Origin of the sequence: Arthrobacter sp. ISL-30 (assembly GCF_018613855.1) — a bacterium.
In the GTDB taxonomy this organism is placed as follows: domain Bacteria; phylum Actinomycetota; class Actinomycetes; order Actinomycetales; family Micrococcaceae; genus Arthrobacter.
The window spans coordinates 80443-101109 of the sequence record NZ_JAGGPK010000012.1; the positions used below are offsets into that span (position 1 = coordinate 80443).

Genomic DNA, 20667 nt, shown 5'->3' on the forward strand with positions numbered 1-20667 from the left:
CAGGCCGCCACTAGTAAGCTCGAACCATGAGCGTAATCCGTCCTGCAACCATCGAAGATGTCCCGACGATCCTGGCAATGATCCACGAGCTCGCGGTCTATGAAAAAGAGCCCGATGCCGTACGGAACACGCCGGAGATGCTCGCAGGAGTGCTCTTCGGCGACAACCCCCGCGTCTACGCCCACCTTGCGGAGAACGACGCCGGAGAAGTTCAGGGCTTTGCCTTGTGGTTCCTCAACTACTCCACCTGGGAAGGCGTCCACGGCATCTACCTCGAAGACCTCTACGTGACTCCGTCCGGGCGGGGCGAGGGCCACGGCAAGGCGCTGCTGCAGCACCTGGCCGCCACCGCCGTCGAACGCGGCTACGCCCGTGTCGAGTGGAGCGTGCTGGACTGGAACGAGCCCTCCATCGACTTCTACAGGAAGCTCGGAGCTTTCGCCATGGACGAATGGTCAACATTCCGGCTCACGGGCGAGGCCTTGGCTGAGTTCGGAACGAGCGACAGGGTCGGGACCCATGGCTGAAACGGCGACGGTCGTTCACCGGAGAGGCGCCAGCCGCAACTTCCGGGGACTGCGAAGCACGGAGCATTTCTTCACCGTCCCGCTGGACTACGACAATCCCGGCGGAGAGACCATCACCGTCTTTGCGAGGGAATACTCCTCCGCGGACCACAGCGCGGAAGCTGCTGATCGACTGCCCTGGCTCCTGTACCTCCAAGGCGGACCGGGCGGCCGTGGCAACCGCGTGTCCTCCCTGTCGGGCTGGATGAAGGCGGCGGCGCGGGACTTCCGGATCCTGATGCTGGACCAGCGCGGCACCGGCCTCTCTTCGCCCGCTGATCGGAAAACCCTGCCCCTGCGGGGCGACGCATTGGAGCAGGCCGCCTACCTGCAGCACTTCCGGGCCGACTCGATCGTGCACGACGCCGAACTCATTCGCACGGCTCTCGGCTCCGGACCCTGGACCGTCTACGGGCAGAGTTACGGGGGCTTCTGCGCCCTGAGCTACCTGTCCTTCGCCCCCGAGGGCCTGGAACGGGTGCTCATCACCGGCGGGCTGGCTCCCCTGACGGGACCAGCGGACGACGTCTACCGTGCCACTTTCCAACGCGTCGCCCGCCGAAACCGCGAATACTTCACCTTGTATCCGGAGGACCGTGCACTCGTCACGCGCATTGCGCGGCACTTGGCGGCCGTCGAGGAGCACCTGCCCGACGGCGGTCGGCTGACGGTGGAGCGCTTCCAAATGCTGGGCTCATACCTCGGCGGCAACACCCGGATCCATGCCCTCCACAACCTGCTGGAAGACGCCTTCGTTGAGACGAGCAACGGAGAGCGCCTGTCGGATGCCTTCCTGGAGCAGGTCCGCAGCCAAGTGGCCCGCATGTCCAATCCGCTCTACGCCGTGATGCACGAATCCATTTATGGCCAGGGCGAGGCGACCCGCTGGGCCGCATGGCGGATGCTGGAGGAGTTCCCCGAGTTCCGGCCGGACGCTGCTGAACCGCTCCTTACCGGGGAAATGGTGTACCCGTGGTATTTCGAACAGGATCCCGCGCTTGAGCCCCTGCGCGAGGTGGCCGAGTTGCTTGCCGCCAAGGACGACTGGAAGCCGCTCTACGACACCATCCAGCTGGCAGCTAACGACGTCCCTGTCGCGGCGGCCGTCTATAAGGATGACATCTATGTCGACTACACCCTGTCGATGCAGACCGCAGCGGCCGTCCGGGGGCTCCGCGCCTGGGCCACCGGCGATTTCCACCACGACGGAATAGCCGACGACGGCGAGGGCATCTTTGTGCGACTGCTCGGTATGACCGGCGTCAAGGGCACCCCCGGAGCCTGATGGCGGCGGGACAGCCGCTAAAGCTTATCCCGGTTGCTGGGTAGGGCTCGCCTTGCGTGCGCGGCTGGCAAGGAGTGCGACGACGGCGGCAGCCAGCACCGCCGCGCCGACAAGGCCGCCGGCCATATTGAGTCCCTGGTAGCCCACCCAGCTCAGGACCAGCCCGGAGAAAGCGCCGCCGACCGCCCCGGCAGCGCCCATGAGCATGTCCGAAACACCCTGCACCACAACCCGGTCTTCCTGCCGGACACTCTCGGCCAGCAGGGTGGACCCGGAAATGTTTGCTGCCGACCAGCCCAGGCCGAGCAGTACCAGCCCGGTGGCGACGGCCGCCGTCGAGCCCTGCCCGAAGCCCGCCACCAGGACCGCGGCGAGCAGCGTGACGTAGCCCAAGGCAATCGTCTGGGTTCGCCCTGCTTTGTCCGTCAGCAAGCCCATGACGGGAGACAGGGCGAACATCCCCGCAATGTGGAGCGAAATGGTGAAGCCGATGATCACCAGGGTGTCTGCACCTACGTGGCCGGCGTGGCTCGCACCGGGCCCGTCCACAAGTGCCTGCAAGTGTAGCGGCGTCATGGACATGATGGCGACCATGATCCCGTGTGCCCCGATGATGGCGGCAAGGGCCAGCATTGCCTGCCGGGAACCTCGAGCGGCCTGCAGGCCGCGAACCAGGGCTCCCCTCCTTGCCAGCGGATGCTGTGCGGGGGCATGTTGTGCTGGGGCCTGAGCGGAGGCCTGAGTGACTGGCTGTTGTAAGCCCGGCTGCAGTATGTCGGGCTGCACAGTACTGGAAGCCCGGAGGATCTGATCCAGCTTCCCGGGGCTTTCCGGGGAGGCTCCGGGAGCGGCTCCGGGCTGTGCGGGGCCTCCTGCCCGGGCGGACAGTTCGGCCACCGCGAGTTCCCTCGACAGGAGGAGGGGATCCGGCCGTAGTCCCGCGAGCAGCAGCACACAGGAGAGGAACAGCCCGGCGGCGGAAATCACAAAGGGTCCCGCGATGGCCGGGAGGCCAAGGGCCTGCCCTACGACGGCGCCGGGCTGGACCAGGTTGGGTCCTGCCACGGCCCCGATGGTGATGGCCCAGACGACAGCGGACAGGGAGCGACCGCGGTGTTCGGGGTCCGCGAGGTCGACGGCGGCGAAGCGGGCCTGAAGGTTGGCGGCGGTACCCACTCCCACTCCTGCTGCGCCGAGGATCAGCAGGACAAAGAAGCCGGTGACCACGGAGAGGATCATCAGCAGGGCACCCGCAAGGGCGGAAGTGAGGCCGGTGACGAGGCCGATCCGGCGGCCCCGGCGGTCTGCCAGGGAGGCCAGCGGCAGGGCCGCGAGTGCCGCGGCGAGCGTCATCAAGGTGGCCACGGAGCCGGCCCAGGCCTCGGAGCCGGAGAGTTCAACGGCCAGCAGGGATCCGATTGACACGGTTACACCGGTTCCGATGCCGCTAAGCAGCTGGGCAGACCCCAGAAATATTACGGTGCGCCGCTGTACCTGCCTCACCTGCGGCAGCGCCCGGGACGTGGTTGCCATCCTCAGAGCATAGTCCTGTGGGGACGGTGCAAACAGGGTTCGCCCGAACCGGCCCCACCACCTGACCAGCTCCACAAAAGCAGGCAACCCCGGCCAAAAGTGGCCAGGGTTGCCTGCGAATTGCTACTGGGTGGTGCGGCGCCTACTCGGCGTCGCTGTAGCTCTTGCGGGAATCTTCCTCGAGCCTTGCGTCGAGCTTGGACCGCTGGGCGGCCGGGGTCATGAGGCTGGCGACAACGGCCACCAGGATGGTGCCGACGATGACTGCCAGGGATACGAAGGTGGGGATCTCCGGAGCCCACTCGATGTGCTGGCCGTTGTTGATGAACGGCAGCTCGTTGACGTGCATGGCGTGCAGGACAAGCTTGACGCCGATGAAGGCCAGGATCACGGAGAGAGCGTGCTTGAGGTAGATGAGGCGGTTCATCAGTCCCCCGAGCAGGAAGTACAGCTGTCGGAGGCCCATGAGGGCGAAGATGTTAGCGGTGAAGACGATGAACGCGCTCTGCGTAAGGCCGAAGATCGCGGGAATCGAGTCGACGGCGAACAGCAGGTCAGTCATGCCGATAGTCACGAAGACGATCAGCATGGGGGTGAAGACCTTCTTGCCGTCCACAGTAGTACGCAGCTTGCCGCCGTCGAACTTCTCCGACATGGGCACGACCTTGCGGAGCCTCGCTACGAGCTTGTTCTCAGCGCCTTCTTCCTCGTCTTCACCTTCGTCCTTGGCCTGCTTCCAGGCGGTCCACAGCAGGAAGGCTCCGAAGATGTAGAAGACCCAGCTGAACTGCTCGATCACGACGGCGCCCAGGGCGATGAAGATGCCGCGCAGGACCAGGGCGATGATGATGCCCACCATCAGCACTTCCTGCTGGTACTTACGGGGCACGGCAAAGCGGGCCATGATGATGATGAAAACGAAGAGGTTGTCGATGCTCAGGCTGTATTCGGTTACCCAGCCGGCGATGAACTGACCGCCGTACTCGGGACCGGCGAAGCCGAACATGGCCACGGCGAAGACCATGGCCAGGGCCACGTAAAAAGCCACCCACAGGCCGGCTTCCTTCATGGAGGGCTCGTGCGGTCTTTTCACCACCAGCAGAAGGTCGATCAAAAGTATGACGCCCAGGGCCACAAACGAGCCGATTTCAAACCAGACGGGAAGTTGCACTTAAAAGGCCTTTCGCAGGGTGCGCGGAACTGGTGTAAGTCTCTCCGGCTAGCCTGCGCACTTCTGTACTGAAACGGCTGCCCGCTGCGCCCGGCGAGGCATCTGTGCCTTGCGTGTTGACGGACGTAGCGCTTGGGATACTCCCCTACGTGACCAACACTTTACCTTAGGCATGCCCTGCGGACTGCATCTGCCTCAGTTCACGCTTCAATTCTCCGACTTCGTCACGCAGGCGTGCGGCGACTTCGAACTGCAATTCCGCCGCCGCGCCGTGCATCTGCTCGGTGAGCTGTTCTATCAGCGAGACGAGATCCTCCGCGGGAGCAGCAGCCAGGCCATCGGCGCGTACACTGGCACCGCCCTTGGCTCCGGAGGACGTGCGCCTGCCGCCCTTCGCAAGCCGATTGTTGTTCAGGAGCTCCTGGGTATCGGCATCCTCGCGGGCCAGCTGATCGGTGATATCCGCAATTTTCTTGCGCAGCGGCTGGGGATCAATTCCATGCTCCGTGTTGTACTTCACCTGGATCGCCCGCCGGCGATTGGTCTCCTCAATGGCGTGCGCCATGGAATCGGTGATGCGGTCCGCGTACATATGGACCTGGCCGGAAACGTTTCGGGCCGCGCGGCCAATTGTCTGGATGAGCGAGGTGCCCGAACGGAGGAAGCCCTCCTTGTCGGCATCCAGGATGCTGACGAGGGAGACCTCGGGAAGGTCCAGTCCTTCACGGAGGAGGTTGATGCCCACGAGGACGTCGAAGGTGCCCAGGCGCAGCTCACGCAGGAGTTCGACGCGGCGGAGGGTGTCGACGTCGGAGTGCAGGTACTGGACCTTGATCCCGTGTCCCAGGAGGTAGTCCGTGAGGTCCTCGGCCATGCGCTTGGTCAGGGTGGTGACGAGGACCCGCTCGTTCCGCTCGGTGCGGAGGCGGATCTCACCAAGGAGGTCATCGATCTGTCCCTTGGTGGGTTTGACGATGACTTCGGGGTCGATGAGGCCGGTGGGGCGGATGATCTGCTGCACGAAGCCGTCGGCCTTGCCGAGTTCGTACTTGCCCGGGGTGGCCGAAAGGTAGACGGTCTGGCCGATCCTCTCCAGGAACTCGTCCCACTTCAGCGGCCGGTTGTCCATGGCGGAGGGAAGCCGGAACCCGTGGTCCACCAGGGTGCGCTTGCGGGACATGTCGCCCTCGTACATCGCGCCGATCTGCGGCACCGTCGCATGGGATTCGTCGATGACCAGCAGGAAGTCGTCAGGGAAGTAGTCCAGGAGGCAGTGTGGTGCCGAGCCGGACGGGCGCCCGTCGATGTGCCGGGAATAGTTCTCGATGCCGTTGCAGAAACCCATCTGCTGCATCATCTCGAGGTCGTAGGTGGTGCGCATTCGCAGGCGCTGGGCCTCGACGAGCTTGTTCTGGCCCTCCAGCACCTTGAGCCGCTCGGCTAGTTCATCTTCGATCGCGGTGATGGCCCGGCTCATCCGTTCCGGCCCGGCGACATAGTGCGACGCCGGGAAGACGTACATCTCGGTTTCTTCCCGGATGACCTCTCCAGTGACCGGGTGGAGCGTGTAGATGTTCTCGATCTCGTCGCCAAAGAATTCGATCCGGAGGGCGAGTTCCTCATACATCGGGATGATTTCCACCGTGTCTCCACGCACCCGGAACGTGCCGCGGTGGAAGTCCATGTCGTTCCGGACGTACTGCATGGACACGAACTTGCGCAGGAGGTCGTCCCGGTTCATTTCGGCGCCGCGGCTCAGGGTCACCATCCCGGCAATGTATTCCTCCGGCGTGCCCAGACCGTAGATGCAGGACACGGTAGCGACCACTACGACGTCCCTGCGGGTCAGGAGGGCGTTGGTGGCCGAATGCCTGAGCCGCTCGACTTCCTCATTGATGGACGAGTCCTTCTCGATGAAGGTGTCCGTCTGGGGAACGTAGGCCTCCGGCTGGTAATAGTCGTAGTAGGAGACGAAGTACTCTACTGCGTTATTCGGCAGCAGCTCCCGGAATTCATTGGCCAGCTGCGCGGCCAGGGTCTTGTTCTGGACCATGACCAGGGTGGGGCGCTGCACCTGCTCGATCAGCCAGGCAGTGGTTGCGCTTTTTCCGGTGCCGGTGGCCCCAAGCAGGACCACGTCCTTTTCACCGTTCTTAATGCGTTCTGTCAGCTCGGCAATGGCCGCCGGCTGGTCACCCGCCGGCTGGTAATCGCTGACAACCTCGAACGGCGCGACGACACGGTTGATCTCCTGGGCAAGGCTCATGGCTCCAATCTACAACCTGCCGAGGACAGCCGCTGTCCTGAATTGGGCCGCACTTGGGGGCCGATCTTCCGGGCCGATCCGGCTCGCCTTCAGGCAGTGCCCACCGGGGAGGAGGAGTACGACGGCGGCGACCAGGCAGTCCGCTGGGCCCATTCGGCCATGCCAGAATCTGCGACGCCCCTGAACCACGCTTCCTTGGCGTCGGCATAGCCCGCCGTCGTCAGGTCCGAGGCATGCAACGCGGCGAGGCGCCTCTTCTCTGCGGCGTAGGCGGCCGCCGCATCGGGGCTGGCGCGCAGCCAGTCGCGGAAGCACAGGGCATAGCGCCAGCCGGGCGAACCGGCCTGGCGCACGTGGAGGTTGACCGCCCGGCCCGGGTCGGCATTTGCATGGAAGCGCTTGGCCCACCTGGCAGGGTCCGACTCCGGTTCGTGGGGAGTGTCCGCGCTGATCGTGGGGACCTGGGGGAAACCTGCGGCGGCAAGCAAAGGAGCGATACGATCTGCCGTGGCGAGATCGGGAACTGCCAGTTGGAGGTCCAGGACGTCCTTGGCATCAAGTCCGGGGACTGAAGTTGAGCCGATGTGGTCCACGGCAAGGGCCTGGCCGGGGGCGGCAGCCTCAAGTCGCTCACACAGCCGCCTCGCCTGCGCAGGCCAGGTGGGGTCCGACGCCGACAGTACCGGCCCGCTGCGACGTTCCGCACGCAGTCCGGCGTCGAGGTTCCGGGCAAACGGCGCAAGCCGCTCCTCCCAGAGCGAGTCCACCTTCGCGCGGATCGCATCTATGCCGCCGGAGTTGTCCAGGACGACGTCGGCGGCGGCGAGACGCTCCTCGCGGGACGCCTGCGCTGCCATACGCGAGACGGCTTCATCCCGGCTCATCCCCCGATGCTCTGCCATTCTGCCGATTCGTACGTTGTCCGGCGCGTCAACCACCAGGACGAGGTGGAACCTCCTCCCCTGCCCCGTCTCGACCAGCAGCGGAATGTCCTGGACCACGATGCCCACACCCGCCGAGGCGATGATCGCTGCCGCCCTGTCACGGACCAGCGGATGAATGATGTTGTTCAGCGCTGTGCGGCGTTCCGGGTGGGCGAAGACGATGGCGCCGAGGGCGGCGCGGTCCAGCCTTCCCTTGGGGTCGAGGATGTCGGAACCGAACTCCTCCACGACGCGCGCCAGGCCCGGAGACCCCGGCTCCACCACTTCGCGGGCCAGGACGTCAGAGTCCACGAGCAGGGCTCCCCGCTCAGCAAGCCTCGCTGCCACCACCGATTTGCCTGAGGCGATGCCGCCAGTGAGTCCGATCTTCAGCACCCCTCAAGACTAGACTGAAGCGGTGGCGGATGAGGACGACAGCAGGGCGACGGAATATACAGTCCTCGCCGCGGGGCAGGCTTTTCGCCACGAACTGGAAATCAAGAGATCGCGCTTCATTACGGTTCTCCGGCGTGCCGAAAACGAGGACGAGGCGCGTGCCCTCGTGTCTGAACTCCGCAGGGAATTCCACGACGCGCGGCACCATTGCTCGGCGTTTGTGCTCGGACCAGACCGGCTCATCCAGCGGTCCAGTGACGACGGTGAACCTTCCAGGACCGCCGGGATCCCCATGCTCGAGGCCATTATCAAACGGGAGACGAGCGCAGGGAATGCCGACCTCAGCGACGTTAGCGCCGTCGTCGTCAGGTATTTTGGCGGCATCCTGCTGGGTGCCGGTGGCCTCGTCCGCGCCTACTCGGAGTCCGTTTCCACCGCGCTGGAACTCGCTCCGCTCGTCCGGCGGCGTCGCCTGAGACTGTGCGCCGTAAGGGTGGAACATGCCGCAGCCGGGCGGCTCGAAAACGACCTTCGCTCCGCCGGGTACGTTATGGCCGGCACCGATTACGAGGCGCGCTCTGCCGTGCTCCGGCTGGCCCTTCCGGATGAATCGGACAGCGTGGCCGAAGCCGCATCCCGCCTGGCGGCCCTGTCCGCCGGCACAGCCGAACTCATGCCCGAGGGTACCGAATGGGTCGACCTCCCGCTGTCCTGAAACGGGCATCATCAGCTTGCTTATGAGTTTGGCGCTTCCTAGGCTGGAAACTGTAAGACGCGCCCCGATCGAAGGAGGAAAGAATGTCCGAACACAGCATCGCGGGTAAGAGGGTCGCCTTCCTGCTCACGGACGGCGTGGAGCAGGTAGAGCTTACAAGCCCCTGGGACGCCGTCACGGAGGCTGGAGGCCAGCCCGCCCTCGTGGCACCGCACAGTGGAAAACTCCAGGGCTTCAACGGCGTGGATAAGGGAGACACCTTCGCGGTCGATCTTCCGCTGGCCGAGGCAAACGCCTCCGACTTCGACGCACTGGTCCTTCCCGGTGGCGTAGTGAATGCAGACCATCTTCGGGTTGACAAGGAGGCCCGGGCCTTCACTCGCGCCTTCTTCGAGCAGCACAAGCCAGTTGCCGCAATCTGCCATGGCCCGTGGCTCCTAATCGACGCCGGGGTAGTGCGCGGCCGTAATGTGACTTCCTATCACACCCTAGAGACGGACCTGCGTAACGCCGGGGCCGTCTGGTCGGACCAGGAGGTCGTGGTGGACCAGGGCCTGGTCACAAGCCGCAAGCCCGGTGACCTCCCGGCATTCAACGACAAAATGCTGGAGGAGATCGCCGAGGGGGAACACGCAGGCCAGACCGTCTAAGGTTCAGGAGCTGGACTGGAGTAAATGAGCCGAGTCAATGAGCCGGCATTAAAGAAAGGTGGCCGTCCCCGTAGGGACGGCCACCTTTTGGCTTGCTCAATGCCTGCCCGTGAGGGCCTGGCAATTAGTTGCCGGTGAGCTTCTCGCGCAGTGCGGCGAGGGCCTCGTCCGAAGCCAGGGTGCCGGCGTTGGTCTCGGCAGCAGCAGGCTCAGAAGAGTAGCTGGTTGCGGCAGACTCGCTGTCACCGGACGTTGCAGCTGCAGCGTCGTCGGCAGCGTGCTGGGCAACCTGCTTCTTGTGGGCTTCCCAACGTGCCTGGGCGTCAGCGTACTGCTGCTCCCAAGCGGCGCGCTGTGCCTCGTAGCCCTCGAGCCATTCGTTCGACTCGGGGTCGAAGCCCTCGGGGTACTTGTAGTTGCCCTCTTCGTCGTACTCTGCGGCCATGCCGTACAGTGCCGGGTCGAACTCGGTGCTCTCAGCGTCAACGCCCTCGTTAGCCTGCTTGAGGGAGAGGGAGATGCGGCGACGCTCGAGGTCGATGTCGATGACCTTGACGAACAGTTCGTCGCCAACGGAGACAACCTGCTCTGCCAGCTCCACGTGGCGGACAGCCAGCTCGGAGATGTGGACCAGGCCCTCGATGCCGTCTTCGACGCGAACGAACGCACCGAACGGAACCAGCTTGGTGACCTTACCCGGAACAACCTGGCCAAGGGCGTGGGTGCGGGCGAAGGTCTGCCACGGGTCTTCCTGCGTAGCCTTGAGGGACAGGGACACGCGCTCGCGGTCCAGGTCCACTTCGAGAACCTCGACGGTGACTTCCTGGCCAACTTCGACAACCTCGGACGGGTGGTCGATGTGCTTCCAGGAGAGCTCGGAAACGTGCACCAGGCCGTCTACGCCGCCCAGGTCCACGAATGCACCGAAGTTGACGATGGAGGAAACGACGCCGGGACGAACCTGGCCCTTTTCCAGCTTGTTGAGGAAGGTGGAGCGGACCTCGGACTGGGTCTGCTCGAGCCATGCACGGCGGGACAGCACAACGTTGTTGCGGTTCTTGTCCAGCTCGATGATCTTGGCTTCGATCTGCTGACCGATGTACGGAGCGAGGTCGCGGACGCGGCGCATCTCGACGAGGGACGCGGGCAGGAAGCCGCGCAGGCCGATGTCGAGGATAAGACCACCCTTGACAACCTCAATGACGGTACCGGTAACGACGCCGTCTTCTTCCTTGACCTTCTCGATGTCACCCCAGGCGCGCTCGTACTGAGCACGCTTCTTGGAGAGGATCAGGCGGCCTTCTTTGTCTTCCTTGGTGAGCACCAGGGCTTCGACCTGATCGCCAACGGCAACAACTTCGCCGGGGTCAACGTCATGCTTGATGGAAAGCTCGCGGGAGGGGATGACACCTTCGGTCTTGTAACCGATGTCGAGCAGGACTTCGTCGCGGTCGACCTTGACGACGGTACCTTCGACGAGATCGCCGTCGTTGAAGTACTTGATAGTGGCGTCGACTGCTGCGAGGAAGTCCTCAGCGGTGCCGATGTCGTTGATTGCGACGACGGGGGCACCGGGCTTCTCGGTGGAGGTGATGGTCATGTAGTAGGGGCTCCGTTGTGGATAGTGTGTCGGTCAGGCAAACCGCCTGCCGTTCCGAGGCCGGAGGGCAGGACACGGCAAAGAGCAACCGGGTCATCCTGATTTGTGGATTATTGCGAAAGGTTTATGCGTGCACGTAGTACGCGCCCGTTCATTCTAGTGGCTGGCGTCAACGCGGGTCAAAGCGGGTGACTCCCTCCTCAGGGGCCGCCTGGAAAGCGGTGTGCTAGAAGTGGGTCAGGCAATGGGGCGCCCTTTCGGCCGCGAACATCAGCCTGGCCCGGAGCGCAGCCCCGCGTTCCTGCTCGACAATCCTTCCCGCTGCAGCGAGGGTGGTGGGGTCCACCGCCCCGAGGTAGATCGATGACAACGCCGACACGTCCAGTACAAGATCGGCACTCTCGGAGCCCGCGGACTTAACAACGGCGGATCCCCCGCGGGCCTCCAGAGCGAAAGTTCCCGCCGCCAGGCCCAGCTCGTCCTGGACCTGAAGGACCAGCCGTCCATCGAACGGGTAATGCCGGGCTTCGAGGGCTTTCCGGACATCGAGGATGCGCAGCCAGAGCATGTCCCGGGCATTTGAGGAATCCACGCACCGGGGATCCTCCAACGCCCACACCAGCGGATTGTCCACCGGTGCCTCGTCCCAGGAAACCCGCTCCACGAGGTCGATGGCTCCAAGGAACTGCCACAGCTCGAGGTAGGCGTCGTGGGTACCGGCAACCAGGTCCACGATCTTCATGGTGTAGGGCTTGGCGTCCCAGCCGAGGAACTTGTAGGAAACGTAGCCGTCAACGTCTCCCCCAGGCCCATAATGCAGGGCGACCTTGACGGCGTCGTCCTCCTTGCCGTCCCCGCCCAGCTCTCCCGAGGCATGCTGCCGGTAGTATTCCTGCCTGTCGATCGATCCGGGCGTGTTCCGCTGCACCTTGGAAAAGACCTGCGGCGCAAGGTCCAGGAGTACCTTTCGTGGGGCGACTTCCACCGTCCCGACCGGCTCATGGCGCAGGCGGAAGCGCGGGCCGGTATCCACCCTGATGCTGCATTCGAAACTTGCCACCCCGTAACCGAAGCGGCCATAGATCGAACCCTCTGACGCCGTGAGCGCTGTCATCGCCAGGCCCTCGTCCCGGGCCATCTCAAGGTCGGCTGTCATCATGCGCCGTAGCAGTCCACGCCGGCGATGGGATGTCCGAACGGTCACTGCTGTCACCAGCCGGGTTTCCAGCTGGCGGCCGAAGCCGATGTTCAGGTCCTTCCGCATCGTTCCGAAGGTCGCGACGGGAACGTCGGGCGGCAGCGATAGCACCGGCACGTCGCCGGCCTGGTAGGCGCCGGTCAGGACCCGGTCGTCCACCCGGTTCATGTCCAGGATCCTCTCGACACGCTCCGGGCTCCGCTGCTCTTCATGGAAGCCGAAGCTCACCGCGCCTACCCACTTTTCGGCGTCGGCGTAGTTCGGCTCCCCCTTGGCCGGCACGCGAAAGCGCCGGATCTCGTACTCCACCTCAGTGCCCGGCGTCGTACCAGCTGGATCCGACGCCGATCTGCACGTCGAGCGGAACGCTCAGCTGCGCAGCGGACCCCATCTGGGTCGCGACGAGCTCCGTCACCGCCTCGCGTTCTCCGGGAGCAACCTCGAGCACGAGTTCGTCATGGACCTGCAGGAGCATGCGGGACGTGAGTCCGCGTGCTGCGAGCTCCGACGAAACGCCCAGCATGGCGCGTTTGATGATGTCGGCGGCCGAACCCTGGATGGGCGAGTTCAGGGCGATGCGCTCCGCGTTTTCGCGCGCCTGCCGGTCTGTGCTGGTGAGGTCCGGGAGGTAGCGGCGGCGGCCTTCGATGGTGGAGGTGTAGCCATCCATCCGGGCCTGCTCGACGACGCCGCGCAGGTAGTCGCGGACCGCACCAAACCGCTCGAAGTACTGCTTCATGAGGGTCCGTGCCTCGTCTACCGAGATCTCCAACTGCTTGGAGAGGCCGAATGACGTCAGGCCATAGGCGAGACCGTAGGACATGGCCTTGACCTTCGAGCGCATGGCGCTGGTGACGTGCTCGGGGGTTATGTTGAAGATGTGGGAGCCGACGTAACGGTGGAGGTCCTCGCCTTCCCGGTACGCCTGAATCAGGCCCTCGTCACCGGAGAGGTGGGCCATGATGCGCATTTCGATCTGCGAATAGTCCGCGGACAGGAGGCATTCATAGCCATCGCTGACCACGAAGATGCTCCGCACACGGCGGCCTTCCTCGCTGCGCACGGGGATATTCTGCAGATTCGGGTTGTTTGACGAGATACGACCCGTCGCCGCCACGTTCTGGGCGTAGGTGGTGTGGATGCGACCATCTTCGGCTACCGACTTCTTCAGCGTCTCCAGCATCTGGCTCAGCTTTGCCGATTCACGGTGGGCCATGAGCTGCACCAGGAATTCATGCCCGGTCTTCTCCAGCAGCGCCTTTAGGGAGGCGGCGTCCGTGGTGTAGCCGGACTTGATTTTCTTGGTCTTGGGCAGGCCGAGCTCGTCGAAGAGGACCGTCTGGAGCTGCTTGGGCGAGCCCAGGTTGACCTCGTGGCCGATCGCGGCGAAGGCCTGCTCCTGGGCGTTGTCGATCACCTTCGCCAGGTCGGCCAGCTGCTCGTTCATCCGTTCCATGGAAATGGAGATTCCCGCGGTTTCCATCTGGGCCAGGACACGCGATACCGGCAGTTCCAGCGTTGCGAGGAGGGCCTCGGCCTTGCGGTCAACGAGCTCCTTCTCGAAGTGCCTGCTCAGTTCCTGCACGACGGCGGCCTCCCGGACGAGTGCCGCGGCAGCGGCGCCGTCAGATGGCTCGCCGAATTCGAGTTCCAGCTGGCCGGTGGTGGCGGCCGTGGGCTCGTGGGAGATCTGCAGGTGGTGCTGGGCCAGCTCGCGCAGGTCGTAGCTGCGACGGTCGGGCTCGATGAGGTAGCCGGAGATCGACGTGTCATCCACCACCCCCTCGAGCGTGAGGCCCCGGTTGCCGAGGGCCTTGAGCGCGTCCTTGTAGCCGTGCATCACCTTGGGCGCTTCGGGGTCCTGCAGCCAGCGGCCAATCGCGGCCTCGGCATCCTGGTCCAGGGCGGCAAGATCGACGAATGCGGCGCCGTTGTCGCTCACTAGCGCCAGCGCGGAGGCGTCCTCCCCGATCCTGCCGGGAACCAGCTGGACAGCAAGGGAGGTCCGCCGACCGGTGCCGGCGGCGAGGAACGCTTCCAGTTCCGCGGCGTCGGCCGGCACCGTGAATTCCGGAGCTTCGATAGTTGCAGGAGGCGCGCCCGCAGTGTCTTCTCCGTACAGCTCAAAAAGCCGGGTGCGGATGGTCTTGAATTCGAGGGAATCGAAGAGCTGCTCGATAGCGACGCGATCCGGGCGCGGCTCCGCGAGTTCGTCAAGGGTCACCGGCAGTTCAAGGTCAGTGTGGAGCCTGTTGAGCTTCCTGTTGCGCTTGACCGCGTCCACATTGGCACGGAGCGCGTCGCCCACCTTCCCGCCGATCGAGTCCACGTTCTCCAGCACGCCTTCCAGCCCGCCGTAGAGGCTGATCCATTTGGCTGCCGTCTTGGGCCCGACGCCGGGAATACCGGGGAGATTGTCCGCGGACTCCCCCACCAGCGCCGCAAGGTCTGAATACTGCGCGGGCGTGACAAAGTACTTTTCCTGAACGGCTTTGGCGTCCAGGCGAGGGATATCGCTGACGCCCTTCCTGGGGTAGAGCACAAACACGTTGTCCGTGATGAGCTGGAACGCGTCGCGGTCACCCGTGACCAGCAGGACCTCGTATCCCGCTTTTTCGCCCATGGCGGCGAGCGTGGCCAGGATGTCATCTGCCTCATAGCCGGGCATCTTGATGGTCTTGATGCCCCAAGCGCCCATCATCTGGTCGATGAGGTCGATCTGGCCACTCATCTCGCGGGGAGTTTCGTTGCGGCCGCCTTTGTACTCGCTGTACTCAGCCTTGCGGTGCGTGGTGTCGTCCGACACGTCGAAAGCGACGGCGATGTGGGTGGGCTTCTGATCCTTGATCAGGTTGATGAGCATGGACGTGAATCCGTGGATCGCATTGGTGTGCTGGCCATTGGAGAGGGAAAACTTATCCGCTGGCAGGGCAAAGAAGGCCCGGAAAGCCATGGAGTGGCCGTCCAGGACCAGGAGCCGCGGGCGGCCGCCACCGATGGTGGACTTCCCGCTTGAAACCGAGGGGCTTTCAGCGACTGACGCGCGTTCCTTGACGGCGGGTGGTGCTGGGTCGGCTGACGGGGACGGTGCCGTGATGGTGGCAGTTGCTGTAGTCGCTGGAACAGAGTCCGGTTTGGTTGTTTCGCTCACAGGTGCCAGCCTAGTTGCCATGGTGCACAATTTCACGCCCGGCCGCTTTACCAGCGAGCTCGTCGACGCCGGCGTACCCGAAGAATTTCACGGCTGGCTCTCAAGGCACGGAGTGGGGGCACTGGTGGTCAAAATGGGCATCAAGTTTATCGAGATGGGGGCCGAGAGGACTGTGGCAACCATGCCTGTTGAAGGCAACACCCAGGTTGCGGGGATCCTGCACGGCGGTGCCCACGTAGTCCTCGCCGAGACGCTGGGATCATTCGCCGCATCCCTGCATGCCGGACCCAAGCGCCACGTGGTAGGAATCGAAGTCGGCGCCACCCATCATCGTTCCGTTGCGGAAGGACTCGTGACCGGAACCTGCACTGCCATCCATTTGGGCGGCACCCTGGCCACGCATGAAATCGTCATGACTGACGAGCGGGGGCTCAGGCTGTCCACCGCCAGGATCACCAACATCATCCGGGACAACCGGGGTCACTGAGCGCAGGCTTTCGGGGCGTTAGCCCCTCAGCCAGTCTTTCGCTCGAAACTGTAACGGAGCTCAACCATGCCCTGCCCAACGGGACGCGAGGACAGAAGCTCCAGTGGCGGCGTCGGGCCGTTGCGCAAGGGCAGCAGCTGCTTTCCCTCGCCGAGCACCACGGGGACGATGGACACGATCAGTTCATCCAGCAGTCCGGCCGCGGCGAACTGGGCCACGAGGTTACCGCCGCCTACCAGCCAGACGTTCCCGTCGCCGGCGTCGGCCTTCAGGTCCTCGGCGAATTCCCGCACGTCTCCCCGGACGAAAGTGATGTTGGAGTTCGGCGGCGCCGTGTACTCGTGGGCCGTGAAGACCCAGCATGGTGTGGCGGGATAGGGCCACTTGTCCGGCTCGTGTTCCAGGAGCCAGCGGTAAGTGGTTCCGCCCATCACAATGCACCGGACTCCGGCCATGAACGATTCATAGCTCTCGTTGACTCCCTCGCCGCCGTCGAACTGGAGCAGCCAGGCGAGATCGTCGTCGGGAGTTGCGATGAAGCCGTCGATCGAGGATGCCACGTAGTACTGGAAAGCCGACATGATCAGAGCCTAGTCATGAGCCGGCGGGGATGCTACCTGCTGAAGTAGGGGACGATCAGGTAGATGCCGAAGAGCACAGCGAGTCCACAGAAGCCGAAGCAGGCGTAGGCCAGGGAACGGACCCAGCGCGTGTTGTTGATCCGGACATCGCCGGCGATGGCCGTGAGGCGGACTCCCAGCGAGTAGAGCACCACAACCGTGAGGGCCGCAGCCAGGGTGGCCCCTGCGACAGTGAACAGTTCCAACCACTTCATTGCTGGAGATCCTTACGCTTGCTGGACTTGGCGGACTTCTTCTTGCGGAACCGCACGGCCTGGCCGGCTTCTTCGACCTCGACGGCGTTGTGGTGGCCCACATGGGATTTACGGGAGTAACCGAACATAAACAGGACCGCCGCGGTTCCGACGATGGCCGCGATGATCACGCCGGCGGTACCAATATTGACGAGCCAGGCCGTCAGCGCGCCAACGACTGCCGCCGCAGGCAGGGTGAAAAGCCAGCCGACGGCGATCCGTCCGGCCGTCCCCCAGCGCACCGAGGTGCCCTTCCGGCCGAGGCCGGAGCCGATGACGGACCCGGAGGCCACCTGTGTGGTCGACAGCGCGAACCCAAGATGCGAAGAGGCGAGGATGGCCGAGGCGGTGCTGGTTTCGGCGGAGAATCCCTGGGCGGGCTTTACATCCGTCAGGCCCGAGCCCATGGTCCTGATAATGCGCCAGCCGCCGGCGTAGGTTCCCACGGCGATCGCGACCGCGCACGCCGCGATGACCCAGAACTGCGGCCCGGTACCCACGCCCTGGGTGCCGGCGGCGATCAGGACCAGGGTAATGATGCCCATCGTCTTTTGCGCGTCGTTGGTGCCGTGTGCCAGCGCCACCAGGCTTGAGGTGAAGATCTGCCCTGTACGGAATCCTCCTCGCCGCTGCGTGAGCTTGTCGCCGGTCTCGGGGTCATGCCGCGACGTGAGGGCATAGGCAAGCCTGGTACAGAGGTACGCGACACCGCCGGCAACCACCGGGGCGAAGACCGCGGGGATGATGACCTTCTGCAGGACGGTTTCGAAGTTAATTGAGTGCAGGCCGATTCCGGCAATTGCCGCACCGATCAGCCCGCCGAAGAGTGCGTGCGAGGAACTGGACGGCAGGCCCTTGAGCCAGGTGAACATATTCCACAGGATGGCTCCCATGAGGCCCGCGAAGATGATCTCGGGCGTGATGTGGATGCCCTCCGAGCCCTCACGGATCAGTCCGCCGGAAATGGTCTTGGCCACCTCCGTGGACAGGAACGCGCCCACCAGGTTCAACACAGCTGCAAGAGCGACTGCTGTCTTCGGCTTGATGGCTCCCGTGGCAATGGGCGTGGCCATCGCGTTCGCGGTGTCGTGGAAGCCGTTGGTGAAGTCAAAAAATAGGGCCAGCGCAATGACAAGCGCGACCATGAAGGTGATTTCCACCTGTTGCCCAATCTGCAGAGTCGACGTTCAGCAGTTCCACTTCCCCGTGCCTGCCCAGGAGAAAATTCAGCAAGTGTTTGCTTTGCTGCACTTGCGCTTTTTGCCCGGGCATGGCTGAAACCTTATAGATCCTACGTTGCAACGCCATCATGGCAAAACAGCGGGCAGGAACCGGCGGATGGCTGCGATGTGCCTGCGGGAGAGCCCGCGTCGGGGATCCGGCGAGATCAGCAGCATGCGGTTGTGGAGGAACGATGCCCAGGAGCGTGCGGCAGGTTCATAGTTGAGCTGGTCGTCCATCCAGACGATCCCCTGGGTGTCCGCTGATTCGATGTCGTGCTGCAGTGCTGCCAGCTTCCACCACCCCTCGTCGGACTGGTCCCGGCTGTAAAGCACCGGCCAATCCTCTCCGTGCAGTCCAATTGCCGGGCATAGGAATCTTGGGGCGAGTTCTTCCCAGCTCGTCAGCCAGACGAAGCGGGCCTCGGGGTGGCGGGAAAGGTCGTTGAGTTCGTCCACGAGCTCAATGGCATAGGCCACTTCCAGGAGGCCGGCGTCGGCCAGGCGCCATTCGCTGCCCCAGTCGGTGACGCCACTGGGTCCGAAGGGGCTCACGACGCCGTCGACGTCGAGATACAGCGACACCGCCGGCATCTCCGCTTCCTGTCCCTCCCTCAGCCATCAGCCTTGATCCTGGCGACGAACCTGAAACGGTCGCCTCGAAAAACGCTGCTGGTCCATTCCACAGGGATTCCCTCGGCATCCCTGACCAGGCGATGGACCACGAGGAGGGGCGAGCCCATCTCCACACCGAGGAGACGCACCTCCTCAGGGCCGGCGAGCGCCGTTTCCACCGTGTCTTCGACGTCGAGCAGGCGGATTCCATAGCCTTCCTTGAGGGCCGTGTACAACGATCCCGCCTTCTCGAGCTTTGCCTTGAACCCGGGCAGCCTGCCCCGCAGGTGGGCTACCTCGTGGGCGAGTGGTTCGTCCTCGACGAGCCGGATACGTTCGAGCCTGTGCACGGGCGTTCCGGGCGGGACGGTGAGCTTCTCGGCCACTTCGTTATCCGCGGGCACCGTGGACAGGGCCAGGGTTTTCGCCGCCGGACGCAGGCCCTGCGCCCTGACGTCCTCGGAAAAGGAAGTCAACTGGCGGACGTGGGTGAGCTTTGGCGGTGCCACGAACGTTCCGTGCCCTTGTATCCGTCCCAGCCTGCCTTCGGCAACGAGTTCACTGATGGCCTGGCGGACGGTGGTGCGCGACGTGCCATAACGATCGGCCAGCGCGCGCTCTGTGGGAATGAGGGTGCCGGGGGCCAGGTTTGCGATGAGCTCCACCAGATCGGTCTTGAGTACGTAGTACTTGGGCAGCGGGGCGACTGCTTCTGCGGACATATTGGAAATCCTACTTCTAGACAACCCGATTGGTCTATGCCAATCTAGGACAGGTTGGTCTAAACCAATTCAATCCCACCTCCCCAACATCCAAGGGACGAAGATGTCTATTTTCCAAGACCTGCGGCAGGCTCCACGGCTAGGGTTGATCGTCGGCGGCACCGCCGCAGCGATCGGCGTGATCTACGGCACGAAGGGCCGGCAGCTTGAGGAGATCCAGCTCTACTGGGAGAACGGCGGCACCTGGCCGGACGCAGTCCGCCCGGATGCTGCCTCCGCCTCCGCCACGTCCTCGGATGCTGGCCAACTGACGACGGCGGCACGTCGATGAGGCGCGGATCAATCCTCGGACTGGACATCGGAGGCTCCAAGACCCATGCCCTCTTCTGCGACGCCGACGGCGGCACCACCGAATTAATGGAGACGAGCGCCAATGTGGCTGCCCTGGGCGTCGAACAGGCCGGGGCCGTGCTGGGCCGCATTGCGGCGATTATTGGAAGCGACGTCGAGTCCGTCTGTGCCGGCGCCGCCGGTGCCGACACCCCCGCCTCAAGGGCCCTCCTCGCCGGGCTCCTCGGCGAGCATTTCCCGGGCGCCCGGATCGACGTCGTCCACGACACCCCCCTCATCCTGGCCGCAGCGGGCCTGGACTCCGGCGCCGTCCTGATTTCCGGGACAGGCTCCGTTGCCTGGGGAGTCACGCGGGATGGGCGCGAGGCCCGCTGCGGCGGCTGGGGCTACCTGCTCGGTGACGACGGCAGCGGCTACGCGGTAGTGCGGGACGCTGTCCGGGAAGCGCTCCGCGAGCACGACGCCGGCCTGCCCGCGGGCAGGCTGACCCGTGCCGTCCTGGGCGCTACTGGTTGCAGCGATGTGGAAGGGCTCCTGGACCTCTTCTATCGGCGTCCTGAGAGGCGTTACTGGGCGGGCCTTTCCGGCATTGTGGCCGAACTTGCCGACGAAGGCGACAGGGCCGCATGCCGCATCCTTTCCGAGGCCGCCCACGCGCTTGCAGGCCTGGCACGCCAGATAACCGGTCGATTGGGTACCGGGCTGCCGCTGGTCCTCGCCGGAGGATTCCTGGTGAACCAGCCGGAACTTGCCGCCGCCGTCGCACGGAAGCTGGGACCGGGCGGCCCGGACAGCGTGCGGGTACTGGACAGGGCTCCCGTCCACGGCGCGGTCCGGCTGGCAGGTGCCCGACTGCCTGGTGCCGCAAGTAGTGCCGCACCGCTGGTGACAGCCTGATGCCCACTGATCCTCGCCGCAGCGATCCGCCCACGACCCTTCTTCAC

Annotated in this window: 19 protein-coding genes; 7 read left to right on the forward strand and 12 right to left on the reverse strand. The window is 64.5% G+C overall.

Translation table 11 applies throughout. The annotated features are described in order from the left end of the window. Positions 1-26: 26 nt before the first annotated feature. Both J7E82_RS05115 and J7E82_RS05120 read left to right on the forward strand, forming a co-directional pair. Positions 27-527: a GNAT family N-acetyltransferase gene (locus tag J7E82_RS05115; protein WP_214861104.1), complete on the forward strand. Its 501-nt coding sequence runs from the start codon at positions 27-29 to the stop codon at positions 525-527. Further along, positions 520-1851: an alpha/beta fold hydrolase gene (locus J7E82_RS05120; RefSeq protein ID WP_214861105.1), complete on the forward strand. Its 1332-nt coding sequence runs from the start codon at positions 520-522 to the stop codon at positions 1849-1851. The genes J7E82_RS05115 and J7E82_RS05120 overlap by 8 nt, the downstream gene beginning before the upstream one ends. 24 nt (positions 1852-1875) lie before the next feature. On the opposite strand, the gene J7E82_RS05125 is transcribed toward J7E82_RS05120, so the two are convergent. From J7E82_RS05125 to coaE, 4 genes are all read right to left on the reverse strand, one after another. Further along, positions 1876-3384 carry an MFS transporter gene (locus tag J7E82_RS05125; protein WP_214861107.1) on the reverse strand — a complete coding sequence of 503 codons (1509 nt, stop codon included), beginning with the start codon at positions 3382-3384 and terminating at the stop codon, positions 1876-1878. A 142-nt stretch (positions 3385-3526) separates the two neighbouring features. After that, on the reverse strand, positions 3527-4555 hold the full coding sequence (locus tag J7E82_RS05130; RefSeq protein ID WP_214861108.1) for a TerC family protein: 1029 nt from the start codon (positions 4553-4555) through the stop codon (positions 3527-3529). A gap of 166 nt (positions 4556-4721) precedes the next feature. Then, complete coding sequence (gene uvrB, locus J7E82_RS05135; RefSeq protein WP_214861110.1) at positions 4722-6821, reverse strand: excinuclease ABC subunit UvrB; 2100 nt, start codon at positions 6819-6821, stop codon at positions 4722-4724. Between the two features lie 89 nt (positions 6822-6910). Next, positions 6911-8140 carry a dephospho-CoA kinase gene (coaE, locus tag J7E82_RS05140; RefSeq protein ID WP_214861112.1) on the reverse strand — a complete coding sequence of 410 codons (1230 nt, stop codon included), beginning with the start codon at positions 8138-8140 and terminating at the stop codon, positions 6911-6913. 22 nt (positions 8141-8162) lie between these two features. Between coaE and J7E82_RS05145 the strand changes: the two genes are divergently transcribed. Continuing rightward, the gene (locus J7E82_RS05145; protein ID WP_214861114.1) at positions 8163-8855 is read left to right on the forward strand and encodes a YigZ family protein; all 693 of its coding nucleotides are present in this window, start codon (positions 8163-8165) and stop codon (positions 8853-8855) included. An 83-nt stretch (positions 8856-8938) separates the two neighbouring features. Next, positions 8939-9505: a type 1 glutamine amidotransferase domain-containing protein gene (locus tag J7E82_RS05150; RefSeq protein ID WP_214861116.1), complete on the forward strand. Its 567-nt coding sequence runs from the start codon at positions 8939-8941 to the stop codon at positions 9503-9505. A gap of 124 nt (positions 9506-9629) precedes the next feature. Here J7E82_RS05150 and rpsA read toward each other — a convergent pair whose 3' ends face one another. The 3 genes from rpsA to polA form a co-directional block, all read right to left on the reverse strand. Continuing rightward, a complete protein-coding gene (gene rpsA / locus J7E82_RS05155) occupies positions 9630-11105 on the reverse strand; it encodes a 30S ribosomal protein S1 (RefSeq protein WP_214861118.1) in 1476 nt (491 codons plus the stop codon). 226 nt (positions 11106-11331) lie between these two features. Then, the gene (locus J7E82_RS05160) at positions 11332-12612 is read right to left on the reverse strand and encodes a GNAT family N-acetyltransferase (protein WP_214861120.1); all 1281 of its coding nucleotides are present in this window, start codon (positions 12610-12612) and stop codon (positions 11332-11334) included. Between the two features lies 1 nt (position 12613). Then, positions 12614-15256, reverse strand: a complete 2643-nt coding sequence (gene polA / locus J7E82_RS05165; RefSeq protein WP_251041490.1) for a DNA polymerase I — start codon at positions 15254-15256, stop codon at positions 12614-12616. Positions 15257-15473: 217 nt separating this feature from the next. Here polA and J7E82_RS05170 point away from each other — a divergent pair, with 217 nt between their 5' ends. Continuing rightward, positions 15474-15941, forward strand: coding sequence for a hotdog fold thioesterase (locus J7E82_RS05170; protein ID WP_214861124.1), 468 nt, complete (start codon positions 15474-15476; stop codon positions 15939-15941). Positions 15942-15967: 26 nt separating this feature from the next. On the opposite strand, the gene J7E82_RS05175 is transcribed toward J7E82_RS05170, so the two are convergent. From J7E82_RS05175 to J7E82_RS05195, 5 genes are all read right to left on the reverse strand, one after another. Next, positions 15968-16522 carry a dihydrofolate reductase family protein gene (locus J7E82_RS05175; protein WP_214861126.1) on the reverse strand — a complete coding sequence of 185 codons (555 nt, stop codon included), beginning with the start codon at positions 16520-16522 and terminating at the stop codon, positions 15968-15970. Positions 16523-16554: 32 nt separating this feature from the next. Continuing rightward, complete coding sequence (locus tag J7E82_RS05180; protein ID WP_214861128.1) at positions 16555-16776, reverse strand: hypothetical protein; 222 nt, start codon at positions 16774-16776, stop codon at positions 16555-16557. Further along, a complete protein-coding gene (locus tag J7E82_RS05185; protein ID WP_214861131.1) occupies positions 16773-17975 on the reverse strand; it encodes an inorganic phosphate transporter in 1203 nt (400 codons plus the stop codon). The genes J7E82_RS05180 and J7E82_RS05185 overlap by 4 nt, the downstream gene beginning before the upstream one ends. A 147-nt stretch (positions 17976-18122) precedes the next feature. Beyond that, complete coding sequence (locus tag J7E82_RS05190) at positions 18123-18629, reverse strand: HAD domain-containing protein (protein WP_214861133.1); 507 nt, start codon at positions 18627-18629, stop codon at positions 18123-18125. A gap of 20 nt (positions 18630-18649) precedes the next feature. Beyond that, entirely contained in the window at positions 18650-19372 is a 723-nt protein-coding gene (locus J7E82_RS05195; protein ID WP_214861135.1) for a GntR family transcriptional regulator, read from the reverse strand. Positions 19373-19475: 103 nt separating this feature from the next. On the opposite strand from J7E82_RS05195, the gene J7E82_RS05200 reads away from it, so the two are divergent. Both J7E82_RS05200 and J7E82_RS05205 read left to right on the forward strand, forming a co-directional pair. Further along, entirely contained in the window at positions 19476-19703 is a 228-nt protein-coding gene (locus tag J7E82_RS05200; RefSeq protein WP_214861137.1) for a hypothetical protein, read from the forward strand. Continuing rightward, positions 19700-20620 (forward strand): N-acetylglucosamine kinase, encoded by a 921-nt coding sequence (locus tag J7E82_RS05205; protein WP_214861139.1) that lies wholly within the window; start codon positions 19700-19702, stop codon positions 20618-20620. The genes J7E82_RS05200 and J7E82_RS05205 overlap by 4 nt, the downstream gene beginning before the upstream one ends. The last annotated feature ends 47 nt before the right edge of the window (positions 20621-20667 follow it).